Genomic DNA, 20472 nt, shown 5'->3' on the forward strand with positions numbered 1-20472 from the left:
TCTATCATGGTTGATCTCTATCAATATGACTTACTTTACATACAGCCCATGCCCGTCTTTGTTTAATCAGCATCATCGCGGTAAAAATTGAGGCAATGCACTGCAAAGCTTACATGTTCCTAAAACGTAAAGTTAAAAGCTTTTTCTCAATATACATAGAATAATGTACGCTCTGTCTGTATCATTTCCAAGGCTGTCTTTGTTTGAATCCGTCATTAAAAAAATATGCGATTCTTGCACCATGCTTTGTTTCGTACTGTATTCCCCAGTCTTTGCCTCTCTTGTACTTCACTTTCATTTGACTGACTGAGGATTTATACTTATTCGCAAGTGTTTTCAAGCAGCTGTATTCCATGACGTGTCGAAGCTGCCGCATTTTTGGACTGACGTTTTCCGCTAGACAGTAATAATGATACAGCTCACGCAGTTCAGCATTGTATGTTTCGATGATTTTCAGATCGGATAGACCGGTCAGTTCCGGTCTGTGAAGCATATCCCATTGCTTCGCATCAATATCCTTGACCATTTTTCGTGTGACAATTACTTTTTCAATCGTACCTGTTGGAATTTCCAGCTGTACAGTGCCGTGATATTTTCGTTCTTCGATACTGTGTTGTTTTTTTGCTGCACGATGGTTATGGCTGATGAAAACGTCATAACCTAAAAAACCAGTTGAATGGGTACTGTGTCTAATATGCGTTTTCACTTCCTGCATTTCCAGCTTCAAGTGTTCTTTCAAAAAGCTTTCGGCATCATTTTTTATCTGCTCGCAATCTTCTTTACTTCCATGAACACCGATGAGAAACTCATCTGCAAATCTCACGTATTTCATCCTCTTGCAGCTTTCACGGATTGGGTCTGAAGTATTTTCCTTGTACTCTTTTAGAAGAGTCTCGCGAAGTTTTTCTTCGGGCTTCTCCTTATCCTTCTTCAACCGCTGCATATAAAAGGATGGTTTCAATTTCTCTTCAACAAACGTATCAAACTCATTGTAGTAGATATTTGCCAGCAGAGGACTCAGGGTTCCTTCTTGAGTTGTCTCATTATAAGTCCTTTGGAGTTTCCACTGTTCCAGATAGCCGGCCTTCAGCAATTTCCACAATAGCCGAATAAATTTCTCATCTTTGATGCGTTTTCTCAAGATGTTGATCAGTACTTGATACTGTATGTTGTCAAGAAATCCTCCTATCTCACCTTTTATGAACCAGTTAACACCTGAAAATGACTGCTTCACTTGTATGAACGCGGTATGATGACTTCTTTTTTCCCCTAACTCATGAAATTGCTGTGAGAATGCCGGTGCATAAATCGCTTCTAGGATCATGCGGCACACTTCTTGAACTACTTGGTCTGAAACTGCAGGGATACTTACTGGTCTTGTTCTGCCGTTTTTCTTTGGGATAGTATGGTTGCGGACTGTCTTCGGCTGATAAGTCTCATCTTTTAGAGAGGCAATGATTGATTGTATCTTTTCCCCGCCGAAGCTTCCTGCTTTATCATCGATTTCTTTTGCTGCGCTGCCTTTATTCCTGCATATGTTGTCATATGCTTTACTATGAAAATCTTCATTATAGAGATTTCGGTATAAGCGGTCATATTGATAATGTTCTTTTGCTGCCTGTTTTGATAGATTGTATAAAACAATATCTGAACTTTGCATAGAGCATTTCGCTCCTTTCTTCATTGTTTATACATTGCAAGCTGCTCCCCTTCGCCATGTAACAGGCTTTCCCTGTCTCAGACTACTATGGGAGCTCCGTTGCCATATTGGATTTTCAGTACCCTTGTACATAGCCATTCGGCATTCCAACTTAGGCAATCCCCATTTAGTATATTGTATACAGGCTGCGATTCGTTGTCGGAAGGAACACTCATCCTTTTTCTCCATCCGGAGATGCGTCCATTCTTCTTTTTCAGAAACTAGGTTTGTGCATCAATTTAGTACACTCCCCCATGTTCAGCCGCATATATGATTTGTACTGAACAGAATGGATTCCAGGTTTCAAACGGTTTCCCAGACGGGCAGCATCACCCCGCTCGGATTGTTCTTCAAGCAGTATAGCCTTCTTCCTTATACAAATCTTTTATATCTCGCCATTCAGCCGTAACCTTTCCGTTTAGGTTAACTTATGGCTTTAACCGGCATGCTGCACTCCCTCTTTGGTTTCCCTCCAAGATAAGCCGGCTGATATATAAACCGTTTCTGTAGTTTATCCACCGCCTAATGGTGACATATACAATACCCTTATGGGCGCACAATCGACTGCTTCACATCGCCCACCATAAACATATTTCCTGATGTTTCATTCCCCTTTGCAACGAGCCTCAAGATCGCTTCCTGCACAAGATTCGTGTCCTGATATTCATCCACCAGGACCTCAGCGAACTGATTTTGGTAATAGGAGGCGGCCTCGGTTGGCATTCTGATTCCATCCTCATCCACTGTTGAAAGCACCTGAAGACAGTAATGCTCAAGATCTGTAAAATCAACCAGGCCTTTCTCCTGCTTCACTGCTTGAAATCTCTTAGCGAACTTCTCTACCAGAGAGACAAGCGTTTCAATGACCGGCTTGAGCTCTTGCAAATCTTTCAAATAGCTTTCATAGCTTCGGGAAAAGTATTCATCCTGCAGCTGCTCTATCTGCTTTTTCACAGAATTTCTCAAAGCTGTTGCCTGCTCAATCAGCTTGCTGTCATAAGCGTCTCCCCTGCATGCCTTTGCTCTGCTGAACGAAACAGCGGGCACAGCTTGGGATAATGCCCTCCAGTCATCCATCACCTTAATAAGCCCGTCGATTTGACTGATATCATCCAGCAGATTTTCTGCACGCGGTGCGGGTCCTCCCGGAAGCTTTGTGAGCTCAAGTGCCCCCTGCAGTTTTTCTTTGGCACCGAGAAGCTGCAGCTCTATATCCTGCTTCACATACTGAAAAAACGGAAGTTCTTCTAAAACCCTGCCCTCTGTGTCATAGCCGGCCTTCAGTTCCGACAGCCACCGGCCCGGATCCGGGTTTGAACGGGAAAAGAAATAAATGTCACGGATCAATGTTGAAAGCTCAAGGTCATTTCTGTCTGACGTATATCGGTCCACCAGATCAAAAAACGGCTCATTGTTTTCCATTCCATATTCTTCTTCAAACAGATCATTCAACACCTCATCAATCAAAAGCGCGCCTTCCGTTTCATCTGCAATCCGGAACCCTGGATCAATGTCAATTCTGTAATAATACTTGCGGATCACATTTAAACAAAAGGAATGAAGCGTTGAGATAGAGGCACGGTTCAGCAATGAGAGCTGCCTTCTGATATGAAGGGAAGCAGGACTTTCCCTCAGTGCCTTTTCCAGCGCTTCCCCAATTCTCGACTTCATTTCTGCAGCAGACGCATTTGTAAAGGTCACCACAAGCAGGCGGTCCACATCTACCGGGTTTTCCTTGGAAATAATCTTTCTGATCAGCCTTTCAACAAGAACCGCTGTTTTTCCCGACCCCGCTGCGGCGGCAACAAGGATATCCTGGCCGCTGGCAGCAATTGCCTTCCACTGGTCATCTGTCCACTGGCTGTTTTCCGGTTTTTGCGGATACTTCATCATCCTTTTCTGCCTCCTCTTTCAGCCGTTTTAAAACCTCTTCATTCGTCTCAGGCTTTAATACTCGGTACTGATTTTCTTCCAATGACACATCAAACTGACAGACAGATTTGAATTCGCAGAAGGTGCAGGGAACTTTGTCTTTGATTTTGTAAGGTGCAACATCAATCACACCATCCGTAATATCTGTCCCGATTTGCTTGAACTGCTTTCTCACATGATTTCGCAGCAGGCTGAAATCAGCTTCGCTTGCAATCTGTGAATCCGAACGGAAGCTGCCGTCCTTTTTCAGCCCGGCTGAAACAATGGAGGATTGTCCGGATTCAAGCGTAGTATCCATCAGTCTGAGGGCTTCCTCGTCGCCAAGCAGCAGGCCTTTCATTTTAAATTTTTTGAAAATCTCTTCTTCTACCATGTCTTCTGAAATCCAGCTTTTAGTGTTGATAAGAGGATCATGAACATGAAAATACAGAACTCCCGCCGGAGAAGCCTCTACTCCCAGCCATTCCGTGGAATGAGTTAATATCACATCAAGGTACGTAAGCATCTGTAGGGCCAGTCCGTAATAGACCTCTGACAAATTCAGCGTTTTATCGCTTGACTTAAAGTCAATAATGCGCAGCAAGAGCCCCTTGGAACTGTCGGCTTTGTCCACCCTGTCAATTCTTCCTGCAAGCTCCATCGTACATCCGTTATCAAGCGTGAATCGTATTGGCGGGAGTGCTTCGCTTTTTCCAAAGCCAAGTTCAATTCCGGCCGGAGAAAATCCGCTTGCCCTCGCATGCTCGCTGATGACAGAGGATGCTCTCGCAATAATTCTCTGCAGCTTTCTCATCAGGTACATATGGCGGTTGGAGCTCAGCAATATTTCTCTTTGAAGACGAGGCGCCAGCCTGTTCACTGCATCCTCAGACAGCCTTTCGCATTGAGAAGCAGTGAGATCCTTCCAGTCTGTTTTCATTTCCTGCAGCCTGTCCGATATCAGTTTTAAAGCGGAGTGGAACAGCTGGCCGATATCAGGAGCTTCCAATCTGTAAAACTGCCTTTCTCTCAGTTTTAATCCATGAGAGGCAAAGTGAGAAAATGCGCAGGCCTGGAATTGTTCCATTCTTGAAACACTGCCCATAATATGCTCCCCGTACAGCTCTCTGCTGACCTCTTTTTCAAGCCGCTGGGGCTCATTTTTATAAAACAGGCTGCTGACAAGACGCGCTGTCAGGCTGGAATAACTGCCATTGATCAGCTGATTATAAGCTTCCCACCAGCCGTCATGAATAGGGTAGTTTCTCTTCCATGCCTGCAGCTGCGAGGTTAGGTAAGTCAGCGTAACAGACGGATTCACCATAAAATCCAGCTGTTCTATGTCCTGCAGTTCCTGCGGCTCGTTCAGCAGCATATGCTGCTGCATATCTGGAAATATTTCCTGCAGGCGGCGGATCAGAACGGAAGGAAGCAGTGATTTTCCTTCAGCATCTGCGAGCGGATAGGAAATAAACAGCTCTTCTGATGCGCTCGTCAGCGCCAGATAGATAAGGAAATTTTCATCCAGCAGCTGCTGCCGTGCATTTGGGGCAAGCTCCATCCCGCTTCTCCACAGCAGCTCCCGGTCCTCCTCAGAAAGCACACCCTCTTCTGCAGGCTTTGCCGGCAGAACCCCGTCATTTGCGCCGAGGATAAAGCTGCATTTTATATCAAAGAACCGTGATCTTGTTAAACTTGCCACCAGCACCTGATCCATTGCCGGAGGAACCAGCGCAAACTTCAGCGCTTGCAGCCCGCTGTCGATCATATCGTTAAATAAAGCGTGGCTGATTTCCGTTTCATCCATCATTTCAACAAATTCATCCAGCATGGAGATAACGGCATTCCATACCTGGTCATGCTCCCTAGCTTCGACAAGGCGGCCGGCTTCTTCACTTTCAAACTTTAATTGCTCCAGTTTCTCGGGAATCTCCAGCTCTTCAAGAAATAGATAGAGAGCCTGTGCTTTTTTCCGGCCTGTTTTCCCTCTTTTCAGTCTGCTGCTCAGTGTTTTCAAGGGAGGAACAATCATTTTCTTCATGCTGTTGAGCTTTTCCTCCATTTGAAGTTCTGCATCTGTAACAGCAAAATCCTCATCAAGGGACGTGAACCTTCTATACACCCAGCGGACATCCTCTGTCCAGCGCTTGCCTTGAATACCATAGGAAAGAACATAATTTTCAAGCTGATCAGCATCTTCACGGAGCTGATGCCTGGATGCGCCGGACGGGTAGAGAAGCTCTGTTTTGATGCAGCGGAACACCGGCTCATAACGCCAGTTTCCGGTTACCGTCTCCAGGCTCGAGCGAATAAGTTCTATCAAGGGATGAGAAAGCATGGAACGTTTCTGGTCAATAAAGTAGGGAATATCATAGTCTCTGAAAATCTGTTCAATGAGATCATGATAGTCTCCGCTGTTTCGAACCAGCAGTGCCATATCTCTATAGCGGAAGCCCTTTGTTCTGATCAGGCTTTGAATCTTTCTCGCGATCCCTTCTATCTCAGCCCTGCGGTTTGCTGCCTGCAGCAGGCAGATATCTGTCTCTTGTTCAAACTTTCTGGTTGGTCTTGAATCATAATGCTTTTCGAGATGAGCAAGGGAAGGAGAACCTGCAAATCTATGAAGTTCTTTTCGGACCTCGCAAACTCCTGTATCCAAACCGTTTTTTTGCGCCAGGCTGGTCAGTTTGTTGTAAGTCAGCCCTGTCATATGAAACAAATGCAGCTCATGAGGAAGGTGTTCATCAAAAGGCTTATCAGCTGTAAGAGCAATTGTAACGCTTCTTGCATGCTTCATAATCTGCTCAAGCACCTGATATTCCTGTGGTGTAAAATGATAAAAGCCGTCTATATAAAAATCTGTTTCTGCTATGTTTGGCCAGTGCTCTATTTTTTCACTCAACAGCCTCAAATAATCTTCAGAATCGATATAGTTCCGGCTCAGCTCCTTCTCCATTCCCGCATACAAAAGTGCAAGGTCGTGGATTTTCCCGGACAAAGCCTGTTCTCCTGCTGAAGCAGCGGAGTTAAGATCTTCAAATTGTGACTGAAGCTCTTCCACTGACACGCAGTACCTCTTCAGTTCTGTCAGCATTACTTCAACGTGTTCAACAAAGCCCGCTTTATCACTGGCTTTTGCATATACTCTCAGTTGCTGGCGGTTCTCTTCAATCAGCTTGCGCAGCATCATCTGTATGCCCGTGCTGGATAAATACTGTCTCGTCATGCCCCCGGTTTCCTGAAGCACCCTCCATGCAAGCCTTGTAAAGCTGTACACCTGGGCGCGCATCATGCCGCCAAGTCCCGGGGTTTTGGCAAGCCTGTATTCCATCGCAAAAGTCATTTGATCGGGAACCAGCAGCACCATTGGGCTTCCCGCCGGATCCTCAAACAGCTTTGAACGGATTTCACCGAGAAGCTCCTCTGTTTTTCCGCTTCCGGAACGGCCTAACACAAACTTCATTTCCATGCATTTCCCTCCATTCCTATGTAAATATTTTCATTTTCACAATGATCTATTAACAGGAAAAAGGCATATCTCTCAATATGCCCTTTCAAAAACAAACATATATTCTTATTTTACTAGAAATCAGCTGGAAATGCCATGAAAGGAAACAGGAAAAAATGCCCCTCAAAAGCTGCATTTCTCTGCCCATTCATGACCTTTATTTCACTGATACTCTTCCAACAATGTCTTCTGACCTTACAAGTCCAAAGTGCCTGCTGTCTCTGCTGTACAGCCGGTTGTCTCCCGCTACAAAAAAATGTCCCTTGGGAATTGTCCGGTGATGGGAAATATCCTTAAGCGAGAAATTTCCCGTCATCCTGCTTCCCGGAAGCTTGTCCTTTTCTTGAAGGAGAAAAGGTTCATTCATCAGCACTCCATTGACATAGAGCTGATCATTTTTGTATTCTAAACTGTCTCCGGGGAGACCGATAATTCTCTTCACATAATTCTCCCTCGTGTGCGGAGCGAGAAACACGACAACATCAAACCGCTTGACGGGTACAAAGAGATGAGAAAGCCGGTTGATGGAAAGATATCTGCCCTCTTCCAGTGTGGGCTGCATAGAAATGCCTTCTACCTTGTATTCGGTGAAAATGAAGCTTTTGCCAACAAGTATCAAAACAAGCCCGCAAATGGCAGACATCAGCCAGCGCCTTTTTCTCATCTTTCATTCCCCCGGATTTCCTGTTCAGGCTCGGACAGTTTTGACCCCAGCCTTTTTTCCACCTGTTTCCCCACAATCCACATGATAAAAATGACAACGCCTGCTATAATCGCTTTTTGAGGCTGTGTGAGCAGCGATCTTACATCTTGTCCAATATAGCTCAAAACAAAAATCATGACCAGCTTGCCGGAAAGGACTGCAAGACTGAACTGCCACATGCTGATTTTTGACAAGCCTGCTACAACATTCACCGCCGCTGACGGCGTAAATGGAAAGCACAAAATCAAAAACAGGGGCGTAAAGCCGTGTCTCTCCACCCATCCTGTCATCTTGCGAATCACTTTCCTCTCCCTTAAAAAACGGAAAAAGCGTTTATTTCCAAGTCTTCTGACAATAATAAAGACAAGAATGGCTCCGACAGAGGCGCCTAACCATGATAATAAAAAACCGATCCATAATCCAAAAGCATTCGCATTTGCTACAACAAATAATAGTAATGGAAGAAACGGCAGGAATGCTTCCAGCATAGGCAGAAGAATTCCCACTACCGGGCCGAGCGTTCCATATTTTTCAAAGATATCCAATACATCTTCTATTGTAATTGTCCTCAGCACGTTTTCCCAGCTCATGAATTGCTCCTTTTATGCGTACTGACTATTATTTTACACGTTTCTTCAAAAACTTTAAATAAAGAGCATTTTTTTACAAAAAAACCTGCTTGAAAAATAGCGTACTTTGCTTTACACTAAAAACGAACAAACGTTCCTATAAGAGAGGTCATGCAGCATGACAAGAATACCCGGAGATATTCGCGACATCATTGAGATGGGCATCTACCTGCCAATGACAATCACGGTTCTGAACCGCGACCTGGAGGTGATCAGCAAAAGCCCGTTTAAACTGAAACAGCCCTACCTGAGCTTGGTGGAGAATTCGCTGAAACAAGCACAGCGGGATCTCTCTGAAGTCAGGCAGAAGCTGAGGAAAGAACATATTAAGATAAGCGAACTGAAAAGAGATGAAGCTTTTACACTGTATTCCTTTCATTATAAGGGCTACGAAGAACAACACAACTATTTCAATCCCCGGATTCGAAACAAAGTCTCCGAGCTGCTGGAAGACTATCTTCTGCAAAAAAGAAATATCTAATGCTGATTCTTTAGGTCTCTCATGAGCTGTTCATACAGAAAACTGACAGGCATTTTATCTTTTGGAAAAAGCATCATGCTCATTTTTTGCTGTTCCTCTTCTATACGGGAAGAAATCACGGTCCGCAGCTGTGCAGTACGGTAAAGCTGAGTTTGAAAAGAGTGCTTGGACACAGACACAGTGGTTTTGTCACCGTTGACAAAGAGTACTTCAGTGTCATAGTAATTAATACTGTCATATTTATCTACATACCCGTGGGATAGCCATGCGCAATGAAGTTTAGACGAGGATGATGTCGGGAAGAAATAGATTGAACTGGCAGGATCTACAACAATTGGAGGCTTGTGTGTTATTCCTGTTGCTTCCTTTGTCCCCGCCTTTCTTCCTTCATAGCTGGATCCAAAGTACCTGCAGCTTCTGTCAATCAATTCCAAAGGTTTCGCTTTCACAATAATTTCTTTGTCAGTTTCCAGCACTTTAGAGTAAGTGCTGTCTCCTTCTTCAAGCGGCAGGATTGCCATTGTAAATCTGTTAACATTGTACTTCTCTTCCATCATACTCCCTTGCTTTTTCATCATTCCACCTCACAAAATTAGGAAATTTATACCATAGGTAAAATTTATCATTTTATGATGCTTTTTTCTATATAGTTTACAAAAAATTTAAAAAATTACCTGAAATTTACATTGTATATTTCTTTTATTAGTAAGATTCACAGTCTTTTTTCATTGAAAGTTCACCTTTCACTGGTGGAAAAGTCAATTTTACAGCAGTAAACCTGATTATTAGGTCTTTTGGATTATCTAGGGCGATTTTCCCTGTTTTATCACTAAATGATAGGTGTATGGTTAAGAGACAAATAGAAACTGAAAGGAAAGGAAGGGAAGCGCGTGTTCAAAACATCAGCTTTGTGCCTTGGCCCTGCTGTGATGATATTCTTCGGGCTGCATGTTTTTCAAAGTGTACCCCTTACATTTTTGCTCTTTTATGGCTGGCTCGTTACCTTTTCTTTCTTATATGTTAGAACTCAATCACGCTTCAATCTGATTTTTTGGCGAAGTTTTCTTGCATTGAGGCCTGTGGTGATCGGTATACTGAGCGGTGTCATCTTTCTGTTGATTATTTACGGAACTGTCTCGCTGTTTGTTGATACGTTTTTTAATCTGGAACAGGTAAGAATGCTGCTGATCAGCTGGAGTTTCACAGGCAACTATGTATTTGGCTTGGCCTTTGTTTTAGTATTCATTAATCCTGTTTTGGAAGAGGTGTACTGGCGTGGATATATGATGGATCGTTTTTTGCGAACATCAGGGCCGCTCTCAGCCATTGCAGTAACATCCTTCTTTTATGCCTTCTATCATCTGCTTTCGATCTGGTACATTTTCAGCTGGCCGTATAATCTTCTCATAGTGCTGCCTGTGTTTGTGGCCGGTATTGTATGGGGCCTTTTTAAGTACAAGCTGCGCTCTGTAAGCGCCCCTATTATCAGCCATTCGTTTGCAGATGGCGGCATTTTACTTGTTTACTTTACGTATGTTGCTGTTTGATTACAAAAGCATTAATAAATTTTCTAAAAATTTTAAAAATTTTGTTGATTTTTTCACCCTTGGTCCATATAATATAAAAAAGGCATCAGGGGTGATCTTTCATGAATAATAAAAAGTCGTATAACGAAATCCTGAAGTCCCGCAATAACCAGAAACAGCAGGAATTGAAGGAAACCTCAATTCTCGATGTGTACATCCAAATGATTCTTGATGAAGCAATGTTCAGTCGAAAACTTTTGCTGCTGGAAACTCAAATTAACGAAGCTCTGGACAAAAACGATAAAGAGTCTTTCATGGAATTATCTGTCCAATACAACAGGCTGAAGCTTGCTCTTTAAACCAATCTCTGATTGGTTTTTTATATGCTGAAAACCCTTCTGCACAGCAGAAGGGTAAGTGATGGTTATACAGTAAATTGCTCAGCCTCGGTTGAGCCTTTCAATGCCGTAGTCGATGATGTTCCACCTGTGATAACCTGTGAAACTTCATCAAAATAGCCAGTACCCACCTCGCGCTGATGGCGTGTAGCTGTGTAGCCGTATTCCTCACTGGAAAACTCAGCCTGCTGGAGTTCTGAGTAGGCAGCCATTCCACGGTCTCTATATTTCCTGGCAAGCTCAAACATACTGTGATTTAAGGAATGAAAGCCCGCCAGTGTAACAAATTGAAACTTGTAACCCATTTTAGCAATTTCTTTCTGAAAAGATGCGATGGTATTTTCATCAAGCTTCTTTTTCCAGTTAAAGGATGGAGAACAGTTGTAAGCCAAAAGCTTGCCCGGAAACTTTTCGTGTATCGCGGAGGCGAATCTTCTTGCCTGCTCCAAATCAGGTTCACTTGTTTCACACCAGACAAGGTCCGCATAAGGAGCATAAGAAAGCCCTCGTGCAATCGCCTGATCCAAGCCGGATTTTGTCCGGTAAAATCCTTCCGGAGTTCTTTCCCCTGTAATAAAAGTCCGGTCTGCCGGATCAATATCGCTGGTGATTAAGTCCGCAGCATCAGCATCGGTTCTGGCAATGATTAGTGTGGGCACACCCAAGACATCAGCAGCCAGGCGGGCGGAAATAAGATTTTTCACGGCAGTTTGAGTCGGCAGCAGCACTTTTCCTCCTAGATGACCGCACTTTTTTTCTGAAGACAGCTGATCCTCGAAATGAACCGCGGCAGCTCCGGATTCTATCATGCTCTTCATTAGCTCGAATACATTCAGCTGACCGCCGAACCCTGCTTCCGCATCGGCAATGATTGGTGCAAACCAGTCTATGTCTCCGCTTTGCTCCATATGCTGAATTTGATCCGCGCGCTGCAGTGCCTGATTAATCCGCTTTACTACATGGGGGACACTGTTTGCCGGATACAGACTTTGATCCGGATACATATTTCCTGACAGATTTGCATCTGCTGCTACCTGCCAGCCGCTCAGGTAGATAGCCTTTAAACCTGCTTTTACCTGCTGTACAGCCTGATTTCCTGTTAAAGCACCAAGCGCATGAATATATGCTTCATTGTGCAAAAGATTCCAGAGCTTTTCTGCCCCTCTTGCGGCAAGGGTATATTCAATGTCGATCGAGCCTCTCAGCTTTAATACCTCTTCTGCAGCGTAAGGGCGCTGTATTCCCTTCCACCTTTCATTCATTTCCCAGTTTTCCTGCAAATCCGCTAATCTTTGATCCATCGTTCATTCCTCCCATTTTTTATAAATATTCGTAGCACTCCAACGTTAAAAATTCCGGAAAATTGTCATCCTCGACAAGCTTTTGAAAAAGAGCTGCCGCTTGTTCATACCGCCCCTTCTCGTATGCTTCTGTTCCCAGCTCCCTCTGCAGGTTCCTCAGCTCCTCCTCCTGCAAAGTTTCGTAGAGACTCCTGGTAACTTTGCGTCCGTCTTCCAGCACCCCTTTTTCATGGCGAATCCACTGCCAGAGCTGAGCCCGGGATATTTCGGCGGTTGCAGCATCCTCCATCAAATGATGAATGGGAGCTGCCCCTCTGCCTGAAAGCCAGGATGCAATATACCGGATTCCTACATCAATGTTGGTTCTTACACCGCCTTCTGTAATCGAGCCGTTTGGCACGATTAGCAGATCTTCCGCTGTGACTGATACGTCTTCTCTTTTTCTATGAATCTGGTTATCCTTCTGGATATACTGTTGAAATACATCCAGCGCTTCCTTCACCAAATCTGGATGAGCAACCCAGGTTCCGTCATGTCCGTCTCTTGCCTCCCTTTCCTTGTCAGCTCTCACTTTGGCAAATGCTTTTTTGTTTTTCTCCTCATCATGCTTGACTGGTATCTGGGCAGCCATTCCGCCGATACTGTGTGCATTTCTGCGATGGCAGGTTGAAATAGCCAGCAATGAATACGCTCTCATAAAAGGAACAGTCATAGTGACCTGTGCACGATCAGGGAGGATAATGTCTTGATGATTACGCAGCTTCTTCAGATAGCTGAAAATATAATCCCATCTTCCGCAGTTCAAGCCTGCAGAGTGTTCTCTTAATTCGTACAGTATTTCGTCCATTTCAAAAGCAGCGGGCAGTGTTTCAATCAGGACTGTAGCTTTGATGGTGCCGGGTCGAAGGGACAATTTTTCTTCAGCAAAGCAGAAAATCTGATTCCACAACCTTGCTTCCAGATGACTTTCGAGTTTAGGAAGATAAAAATAAGGTCCGCTTCCCTTTTTCACGAGGGTATGGGCGTTATGAAAAAGATAAAGGCCGAAATCGAACAAGCTTGCACCAAGTCTTTTACCATCTAGGAGAACGTGTTTTTCCTCGAGATGCCATCCCCTTGGACGTACTTTCAAAACAGCGGTGTTTTCTTTCAGTACGTATTTTTTTCCGCTGCTGTTTTCAAAGGAAATTGTTCCTTCTACAGCATCCTTTAAGTTGATTTGGCCATTCATGATGTTTTCCCATGTAGGAGATGTAGCATCCTCAAAGTCGGCCATAAAAATCTTGGCACCTGAGTTGAGCGCATTGATAACCATCTTTCTGTCAACAGGGCCGGTAATCTCCACTCGGCGGTCCCTTAAATCCTCCGGTATTTCCGCAATGCTCCAGTCTCCCTGCCGGATATGCTCTGTTTCCGGCAAAAAACCCGGGAGGAAGCCGTCATGAAAGCTTTCCTGTCTCTCCTTCCGTTTGTTCAGCAGGTTTTCCCGTTTCTCACCAAATGTTTGCTGAAGACTAATTACAAATTGCAGTGCATCCGGGGTTAATATTTCCCTGTCTGCTTCCCTCAGTTTTTTTGAAAACTGAAGGCCTGGTACAGAAACAGCCATAGAAATTTCCTCCTTTGAAATTGTTATAATACAGTTACTATAATTTAATACTAATATATAACAGTTTGAAGTAAAAGTGAATCTTTTTTTGAATATTTTCTGAAAAATAAATTTCCTTCTTCTTTTTAGGTGCTTTTCCTATGCAAAAAAAACAATTTCTCATATTTATATCAAAAGGCTGTTTTCTTAAGATGTATTGAAAAAGAAGGTTGAATTGGGGTTCTTTCTTTCTGGAGTCAGAAGAATATTGGGTTCGCAGAGACCGGTGAGGCGGCGCTCAACGGACCGGCCGCTTATTGAACTTCTTATCTTACTTAAGTAACACAGCAACAAATGGTTGAGGAAACAGCTCAAAAAAAGAGGGTGAAGAGATGAAAAAGAGAAATTATCCATTATGGACGGAACTTCCTTATGCAGGAGAAAAACAACCGCCAAGAAAAGCAGTAGAGCCTGATGCAGGAAAATGGCGCACTTATTTTATTCAGCATGACGGATACGGAGGCTTTAAGACCCTTCAAGGCCGCCCCATCAAACTTGATATAACCGATCCCAACAGAATTGACTGGTATCAGCAGTTAAAACAGGTGCAGCAGTCGCTGGCTTCACTAACTGAAAAGAAAATTACCATTGCCCGCTACTGGTCTGCAGGTCCGCCAACAAAACAATGGACACCAATTGCAGACAGGCTGATTGACACATACAGTGTGGAAGCACCACGGGCAGCCAGAATACTCGCGGCTCTTCATGCGGGCATTAATGACGCCATGGTTGCCACCTGGGCGGTCAAGTTTCAATACCTTGTTCCCCGGCCAAATCAGCTTGATCCTCACTTAGCTACGGTTGTTTGCACACCAAAGCATCCGTCTTATGTTTCGGGCCATTCTTCAGTTTCCGGTGCAGCGGAAGTGATATTGGGCTATTTTTTTCCGGGAGAAAAAAACAGGCTGAGGCAGCTCGCTGAAGAGGATGCTGTTTCCAGACTTTATGCAGGCGTTCACTATCCCGCAGACAATCAGGAAGGCCTAAAGCTTGGCAGACAAATAGGAAGAATTGTCATAAGTGAGTTAAAGAAAGACAAAACCTATCTGGGCCAAACTGACATTCCTTATAGAGAAAACCGAAGAGCACAGCTGCTCCCTCCTCCATATGAACAGGCTATTCCTTTTGATTTTGATACATCATGTGACTCTCTGCTCCTGGATTTATCTCCCGGAAAAAGCAACAGAAACAATTATGCACCAAAGCCAAGATTGTATAATTCCCGAAAAAGCTAGGGCTGCGGCAAGGTATAAGCTTCAGATAGAAGAATTTTAAAGAAGTAACCACATGGAATTTCTTTTCAGAAATTTCATGTGGTTTTTATTGTTTAAAGAGTTTTCAGATGTTATGTTTAGGGATATTACAAAATGTGGCAGTAGTTTAGAATTCATGAAGTTTCTCTTCTTAGCAATTGGGGTTAGTGAATTTCACATGCAGAATAAAGGAGGAATAACATGCTAGGCTTACCAAAAGGAGAGGTCTTCCTAGTTCCTTGGTCAAAAGCGTGGAATAAAGAGTTTTTATTAGAGAAAGAAAAAATACAAGATTTAATGAATGAATACGTATTGAATATTCATCACATTGGAAGTACGTCCATAGAACACTTATGTGCAAAACCGGTTATTGATATAGCAATAGAAGTCAGGGATTTTAATGATGGAGAAAAAGCATCACTATTTTTAGAGAAGCTGGGCTATTTTTATCATGGGACAAACATTTTACCAGAAAGACATTATTTTAGTAAGGGTGAACCAAGAACCCATCAAATCCACTTGTACCAATATGGAAATAAATATTTACTTGAACAGATAAGGTTTAGAAATTATCTAAGAAATCATCGTGAAGCAAGAATTGAATATGAACAGCTTAAAATCAGGTTAGCAAAATTATATAAAACTGATAAACATACATACGCAGAAGAAAAGACTAGTCTTGTTCAGTCCATTTTAGAGAAGGTTTAAGGATTTCTTTAGTACACAATGTGGAAAACTGCAAAGGAGAGGATGATGTTATGTTATTTCATTATCATATTTGGACACCACATGTTGAAAAAACTGAACAATTTTATAAGGATCAGGGTTTTCGCATATCTCAGCGGATTGGAAGATATGAAGGAGAGTTTCAAGAGTTTTCTCCTCCTTTAACCTGGGATGACTTCCGGGATAGAAATATTCTTTTTCGTATTATTGAAGCGAGAAAAGGAACTATAAATATCACTTTCGGCTATGGGAAAAGAACAATGTTTGATCATATTGGTTTTCTAGTTGCTCCTAAAGAACTAGAGCAAGTATGCGAAAATGCCATGAAGCTCAGTTGGAAAGTTCAAAAGAATGAACGCAGAACCTTCATAGAAACTCCCTATTCATTTAAAATTGAGCTTCAAACAAATACGGATGTGATTGATTCGTTAAACAGCAGGATTAGGATAGAAGATTTGACGTTGGAAATTCAAAAAGCAGGGTTAGAAAGTGATCTTTTAAGTTTGTTTGGAAGCTATAAGCATAGAGTTCATTCGGAGATTGGAAATGTTGTAACAGTTAAAAAAGTAGTAATGAATAATTTGGCATCTTCACCCGTTGTTGATCCTAATGGCGTTAAAATAATCCATAAAGAAGCACCGAGTTTGTGAGTGCCAACTCGGTGCTTCAAGATACCGGGACAAGGGACCCGTCCCTTTGTCCCACGTCCCTTTGTCCCACTACAGGAAGTGGATCAGAACAGAGTCCCCCACAGGTTTAAAGCCGATATCCATGTATATTTTGTTAGAGGTAGGGTTGCTTAGGTCCGTGTAGAGGCTTGCCGTTTTATAGCCCTTGTTCAGCATAGATTTTGTCAGAGCAGCAACACAGTTGGAGGCATAGCCCCTTCCCCTCAGCTCTCTTGGCGTAAATACGAAATTGATATTCATATTGTTCCTGGTCGGCCTCGTTGCGTTTGCCATTGCCACAATTCTTCCCTCTGCTGCCCAGCCGTAAAGGCCTCCCTGGCCGTACAGTTCCCTGCATTTGTTTTTTGCTTCACTCCGGGTCAGGGGCTGCAGCGTATCTTCACAAAAATCATAAACAGCATTCTCGATAAATAGAAGGTCCTGCAGCGTCAATTTTCTAAACTCTCCACTTTCATCTGGCTGCTTTTTGAGTTCTCTCAATTCATAGATTCGCTGATTCATCACGATTCTGTATTGATAATTTTTTTGTTTAGCCACTTCGGCAGCAATTCGAATGGTTATGTCCCTTTCACCTACAAAACCATGAATATCAGAACACTCATGAATCAGCGTTGAAGCGATCACTTCAATTTCTCCATATGAAACAGGCTCAGCAGCAGACACGATGATCTGCTGCGGCTCTGTCTGAAACAAGATCAGCTGAATTGTTTCCTTTTTTTGAAAAACACCCATGAGAAGCGGGCAAGAACTTCCCTGTTTGCCAGAAGCAGCAAGCAGCCCCAAAAGCAGATTATGAAAGGCTTCATTCTTTTCGAGGCAAGGCACCGTGTCCCTTGAAAAAGACTGAATATCTTGATATTGCCTATAATGAAGCATGACTGCCACCTTCTTCCTTACCTTACATATTCGGCAGCATACTTGAAAACCCTTGTTTATGGAGAATGACCACTTAACTGAATACATTTTCCCAAGCTGATTTAATCCTGTGATTCCTTAAGCTGCTCTTCTGCATGATATTCTTCCAGATACAGAATTCTCTCAAGAATAGTGGGATGGCTGTACCTGAACAGCTTAATTAGAAACGGCGGATGAACCTGGCTTAATCCTGCCTTTGACAGCTCCTGAAAGGAAGAGACTGCAGCTTCCTTGTTATTTGTCAGCTGTATGGCATACATATCAGCGCTTTTCTCCTGATATCTTGAAACCGTATTCGTCAGTGGATCTGACGCAAATGTCAGGGCGCCGATCAAGATAAGAATAAGAGGCAGTGCAGCAATTTGTTTTTTTGAATCAATTTTTAATATACTCCCCCAGTTCCGGATTACCGCACTGGAGAGCTTGTCAATGGCATAAAGGCCTGCAAGCGTTAGGAGCAGATAGCCCGCTATGCCGACATAAATATGCTTCATGACATAATGTCCCATTTCATGGGCCATGATAAACAGTATTTCATCTTCCTTCAATCTGTTTAACGTGGTATCCCACAAGACAATTCTGCTGTTGGATCCGATTCCTGTTACATAGGCGTTTAAAGCATTTGTTTTTTCAGACATGTTCACTTCATATACATGTTCGGCAGGTATATCAGCTTTATCGGCAAGAGCCAGAATTTTCTCTTCCAATTCTTTATTTTCCAGCGGGTAAAAATCATTGTAAAGCGGGTCAATGACAACCGGCTGGATAAACATGAGGAACAGAGAAAAAGGAATGGATAGAGTCCAGGCAATCAGCCACCATCTTTTCTGATATTTTCGTATCAGCCAGAACAACACAGAAACCAGCAGGGCCATTAAAAGAAAATTAACCCAGAAATCAATCACTTGATCCTTCATCCAGCCTGTGGTGCTTTGGGTGGTAATCTGGTAAGACAGAGAAATCCGGTAGTTTATCCACTCCACCGGCAAAACACATACCGTCACAATGAGTGACAGCCAAAAAAGGTAAATGGATGTTTTCAAAAAATCAGGTTTTGCAATAGAATCTGACCATTGCTCCATCTTTCTGGACAATCCTGTTAGGAGAACATTAAGCAGAATAAACCATTCATAAGGAACGGTTATAAAATACATAAAGTTCCGGAGCCGGGAATACTCTCCCGACAGCAAAAGCTCCCTGCTGTTCATAAATGTACCCGGATCGGCTGAGGTTCCTTTGAATTGCTCAGGAATACTATCCGGTCCGCCCATATAAATATACCAGTAAACGAAGAGGCCGTATAAAAAGTATCCTAGTACTGCCCCTGTAAGCCATTTGCGCATGCCATGCTGTCCCCCCTGAACAAGCTGTTTCTATAAGTTTAATAAACAGGGACAAGAGTTAGAACCTGCTCTCTGAAATTACCTGAACTTCTTATGTTATTGTGCAGCATCCCTTCCAAAATTAGTCACTGTTCTTAAAACAAGCCCTGAAAAAACTGGCTGTAAATCATGAGTGCAGCAATCGAGCTGAGCACGACAAAAATAACGTTTGCACCCAGGTAGGCAGCGGTGAAAGCAGCAGCTGCTCCTACAATTCCGAACATGGGATCAGCATTGATGAGAAAGATGCCCGGGACAATTAAAGCACCCAGAGTTGCATAAGGAACATTTTTTAATATATTCTGCAGGAATTCCGGCAGCTGAATGCTGCTTAGTGCAACTAGCGGAATCATACGCGGAAGATAGGTTACGACTGCCATTCCGACAATCATGAGAAGAATGGAATTATTCATGATGACTTCCTCCCTTTTTTCTCCAGTACTGAACTGCTTCAATCAAAACGGACGCAGCCACCGTGGAGACAATAATAGACCAGCCTGCCGGGAGCATGGCTGAAAAAGTAAATATGGAATTTAACACCGCTGCCAAAGACGCCAGCAATACCACTTTCCGATGTTTTTTCAAAGAAGGTACAAGAAGTCCAATAAACATGGCATAAAGAGCAATTCCCATGCTCTCTTGTACAGAGACCGGCAAGATATCTCCTACGGCATAGCCTGCAGCAGAATTGACAACCCAGCTGCCATAAGAAATCAGGACAAGCCCGAACATGTAGCCTGCATTAACCGTTCCTTCCTTTGTGGAAGCTACAGAAAATGTCTCATCTGTTAAGCCGAAAGAATACACTGCCTTTTTCCATACCGGATCATTTTCTGCTTTTTCACTAAGTGATGCAGACATGAGAAAGTGGCGGAGATTTAAAATGAACGTTGTTAAGATAATTTCAAAAAGACCGGTATAGGCGGCCAGCAGACTCAGGGATATGTATTGTGCTGCTCCGGCAAATACCAGGATGCTCATCAATGTGGTTTCGCCAATTGATAAGCCTGTACTTTTAGCCAGAATTCCGAATGTCAGGGCAATCGGCATATAACCTACGGCAATGCTGATTCCCGCCTGCATACCGTTAAGAAAGTCAGATTGTTTTTTTACAAGTACTGATGTAGACATAACCTCTAGCCTCCTATGAAGATAATGGATAATAGATTAATAGGTAAAACCCGGCTGGATTTCTTGTTTCATTGGAATAAAAATGTTCTCTGTTTGCCTGAAACCGCAGTGCATCGCCTTTGCCCAAACGGTAATGTTCCTGGGCAATGTCAACGGTTACCTGCCCCTCTGTCACGAGTATATATTCCTCCACTCCTCCATGATGCTCCTCTGATTCATGCCTGGAGTCTGGAGAAAGTTCAATATAGTAAATTTCAAACTTCCGCTGATGATGAAAGGGAAAATAGGAAAATAACTGAAAAGCTTCTGAGGAAGAGGTCACCGGCTCCTTCTCCGCCCTTTTTACAATGTCCGGACCCGCTGAAGATTCTTCAATCAGGCTTGAGAATGATACTTGAAGCCCATTGGCAATCTTCCATAGAGTTGATATGGTAGGGCTGGCTTCTCCTTTTTCGATTTGAGAGAGCATGCCTTTGCTGACCCCTGTTAATGCGGAAAGCTGATCATAGCTGTAATTCCTCATCTTCCTCAACGATTTCAGGTTATGCATCAGCTGCTGCTGAATATCCACA

18 protein-coding genes and 1 pseudogene are annotated in these 20472 nt (G+C 43.3%); 6 read left to right on the plus strand and 13 right to left on the minus strand.

Translation table 11 applies throughout. From position 1 onward, the window contains the following. Positions 1-181: 181 nt before the first annotated feature. From GJU40_RS15545 to GJU40_RS15565, 5 genes and pseudogenes are all read right to left on the minus strand, one after another. Positions 182-1660: a reverse transcriptase/maturase family protein gene (locus GJU40_RS15545; protein ID WP_170289431.1), complete on the minus strand. Its 1479-nt coding sequence runs from the start codon at positions 1658-1660 to the stop codon at positions 182-184. A 591-nt stretch (positions 1661-2251) separates the two neighbouring features. Continuing rightward, positions 2252-3589 (minus strand): annotated as a pseudogene (locus tag GJU40_RS15550) (UvrD-helicase domain-containing protein); the annotation flags it as partial. Next, a complete protein-coding gene (gene addB / locus GJU40_RS15555) occupies positions 3546-7079 on the minus strand; it encodes a helicase-exonuclease AddAB subunit AddB (RefSeq protein ID WP_154308988.1) in 3534 nt (1177 codons plus the stop codon). The gene addB and the pseudogene GJU40_RS15550, both read right to left, overlap by 44 nt. Before the next feature lie 196 nt (positions 7080-7275). Beyond that, the gene (lepB, locus tag GJU40_RS15560) at positions 7276-7782 is read right to left on the minus strand and encodes a signal peptidase I (RefSeq protein ID WP_154308989.1); all 507 of its coding nucleotides are present in this window, start codon (positions 7780-7782) and stop codon (positions 7276-7278) included. Next, positions 7779-8411, minus strand: coding sequence for a TVP38/TMEM64 family protein (locus tag GJU40_RS15565; RefSeq protein ID WP_154308990.1), 633 nt, complete (start codon positions 8409-8411; stop codon positions 7779-7781). The genes lepB and GJU40_RS15565 overlap by 4 nt, the downstream gene beginning before the upstream one ends. A gap of 157 nt (positions 8412-8568) precedes the next feature. Here GJU40_RS15565 and GJU40_RS15570 point away from each other — a divergent pair, with 157 nt between their 5' ends. Then, the gene (locus GJU40_RS15570) at positions 8569-8931 is read left to right on the plus strand and encodes a YhjD family protein (RefSeq protein ID WP_154308991.1); all 363 of its coding nucleotides are present in this window, start codon (positions 8569-8571) and stop codon (positions 8929-8931) included. Here the strand turns inward: GJU40_RS15570 and GJU40_RS15575 are convergent. Further along, positions 8928-9509, minus strand: a complete 582-nt coding sequence (locus tag GJU40_RS15575) for a competence protein ComK (RefSeq protein ID WP_154308992.1) — start codon at positions 9507-9509, stop codon at positions 8928-8930. The two genes, GJU40_RS15570 and GJU40_RS15575, sit on opposite strands and share 4 nt — an antisense overlap. 312 nt (positions 9510-9821) lie before the next feature. Here GJU40_RS15575 and GJU40_RS21385 point away from each other — a divergent pair, with 312 nt between their 5' ends. Together GJU40_RS21385 and GJU40_RS15585 are read left to right on the plus strand one after the other, a co-directional pair. Then, the gene (locus tag GJU40_RS21385; RefSeq protein WP_154308993.1) at positions 9822-10478 is read left to right on the plus strand and encodes a CPBP family glutamic-type intramembrane protease; all 657 of its coding nucleotides are present in this window, start codon (positions 9822-9824) and stop codon (positions 10476-10478) included. 101 nt (positions 10479-10579) lie between these two features. Continuing rightward, complete coding sequence (locus tag GJU40_RS15585) at positions 10580-10816, plus strand: IDEAL domain-containing protein (RefSeq protein WP_154308994.1); 237 nt, start codon at positions 10580-10582, stop codon at positions 10814-10816. 65 nt (positions 10817-10881) lie between these two features. Here the strand turns inward: GJU40_RS15585 and aceA are convergent, their stop codons facing one another. Together aceA and aceB are read right to left on the minus strand one after the other, a co-directional pair. Continuing rightward, a complete protein-coding gene (gene aceA, locus GJU40_RS15590; RefSeq protein ID WP_154308995.1) occupies positions 10882-12156 on the minus strand; it encodes an isocitrate lyase in 1275 nt (424 codons plus the stop codon). A 19-nt stretch (positions 12157-12175) separates the two neighbouring features. Continuing rightward, the gene (aceB, locus tag GJU40_RS15595; RefSeq protein WP_154308996.1) at positions 12176-13765 is read right to left on the minus strand and encodes a malate synthase A; all 1590 of its coding nucleotides are present in this window, start codon (positions 13763-13765) and stop codon (positions 12176-12178) included. 371 nt (positions 13766-14136) lie between these two features. On the opposite strand from aceB, the gene GJU40_RS15600 reads away from it, so the two are divergent. From GJU40_RS15600 to GJU40_RS15610, 3 genes are all read left to right on the plus strand, one after another. Further along, entirely contained in the window at positions 14137-15039 is a 903-nt protein-coding gene (locus GJU40_RS15600; protein ID WP_154308997.1) for a vanadium-dependent haloperoxidase, read from the plus strand. A gap of 219 nt (positions 15040-15258) precedes the next feature. After that, complete coding sequence (locus tag GJU40_RS15605) at positions 15259-15765, plus strand: GrpB family protein (RefSeq protein ID WP_154308998.1); 507 nt, start codon at positions 15259-15261, stop codon at positions 15763-15765. A 50-nt stretch (positions 15766-15815) separates the two neighbouring features. After that, complete coding sequence (locus tag GJU40_RS15610; protein WP_154308999.1) at positions 15816-16433, plus strand: hypothetical protein; 618 nt, start codon at positions 15816-15818, stop codon at positions 16431-16433. Positions 16434-16502: 69 nt separating this feature from the next. On the opposite strand, the gene GJU40_RS15615 is transcribed toward GJU40_RS15610, so the two are convergent. The 5 genes from GJU40_RS15615 to GJU40_RS15635 all read right to left on the minus strand — a co-directional run bounded on the left by GJU40_RS15615 (position 16503) and on the right by GJU40_RS15635 (position 20471). Beyond that, entirely contained in the window at positions 16503-17348 is an 846-nt protein-coding gene (locus GJU40_RS15615; protein WP_170289432.1) for a GNAT family N-acetyltransferase, read from the minus strand. A gap of 101 nt (positions 17349-17449) precedes the next feature. Next, positions 17450-18730: a M48 family metallopeptidase gene (locus GJU40_RS15620; RefSeq protein WP_154309001.1), complete on the minus strand. Its 1281-nt coding sequence runs from the start codon at positions 18728-18730 to the stop codon at positions 17450-17452. A gap of 134 nt (positions 18731-18864) precedes the next feature. Further along, positions 18865-19182, minus strand: a complete 318-nt coding sequence (locus tag GJU40_RS15625; RefSeq protein ID WP_154309002.1) for an AzlD domain-containing protein — start codon at positions 19180-19182, stop codon at positions 18865-18867. Further along, a complete protein-coding gene (locus tag GJU40_RS15630) occupies positions 19175-19900 on the minus strand; it encodes an AzlC family ABC transporter permease (protein ID WP_154309003.1) in 726 nt (241 codons plus the stop codon). Before GJU40_RS15630 ends, GJU40_RS15625 begins: the two co-directional genes overlap by 8 nt. Positions 19901-19913: 13 nt before the next feature. Beyond that, positions 19914-20471 carry a helix-turn-helix domain-containing protein gene (locus GJU40_RS15635; protein WP_425481234.1) on the minus strand — a complete coding sequence of 186 codons (558 nt, stop codon included), beginning with the start codon at positions 20469-20471 and terminating at the stop codon, positions 19914-19916. Between the last annotated feature and the right edge of the window lies 1 nt (position 20472).

The organism is Metabacillus lacus, assembly GCF_009674805.1.
GTDB classification, from domain to species: Bacteria; Bacillota; Bacilli; order Bacillales; family Bacillaceae; genus Metabacillus_C; species Metabacillus_C lacus.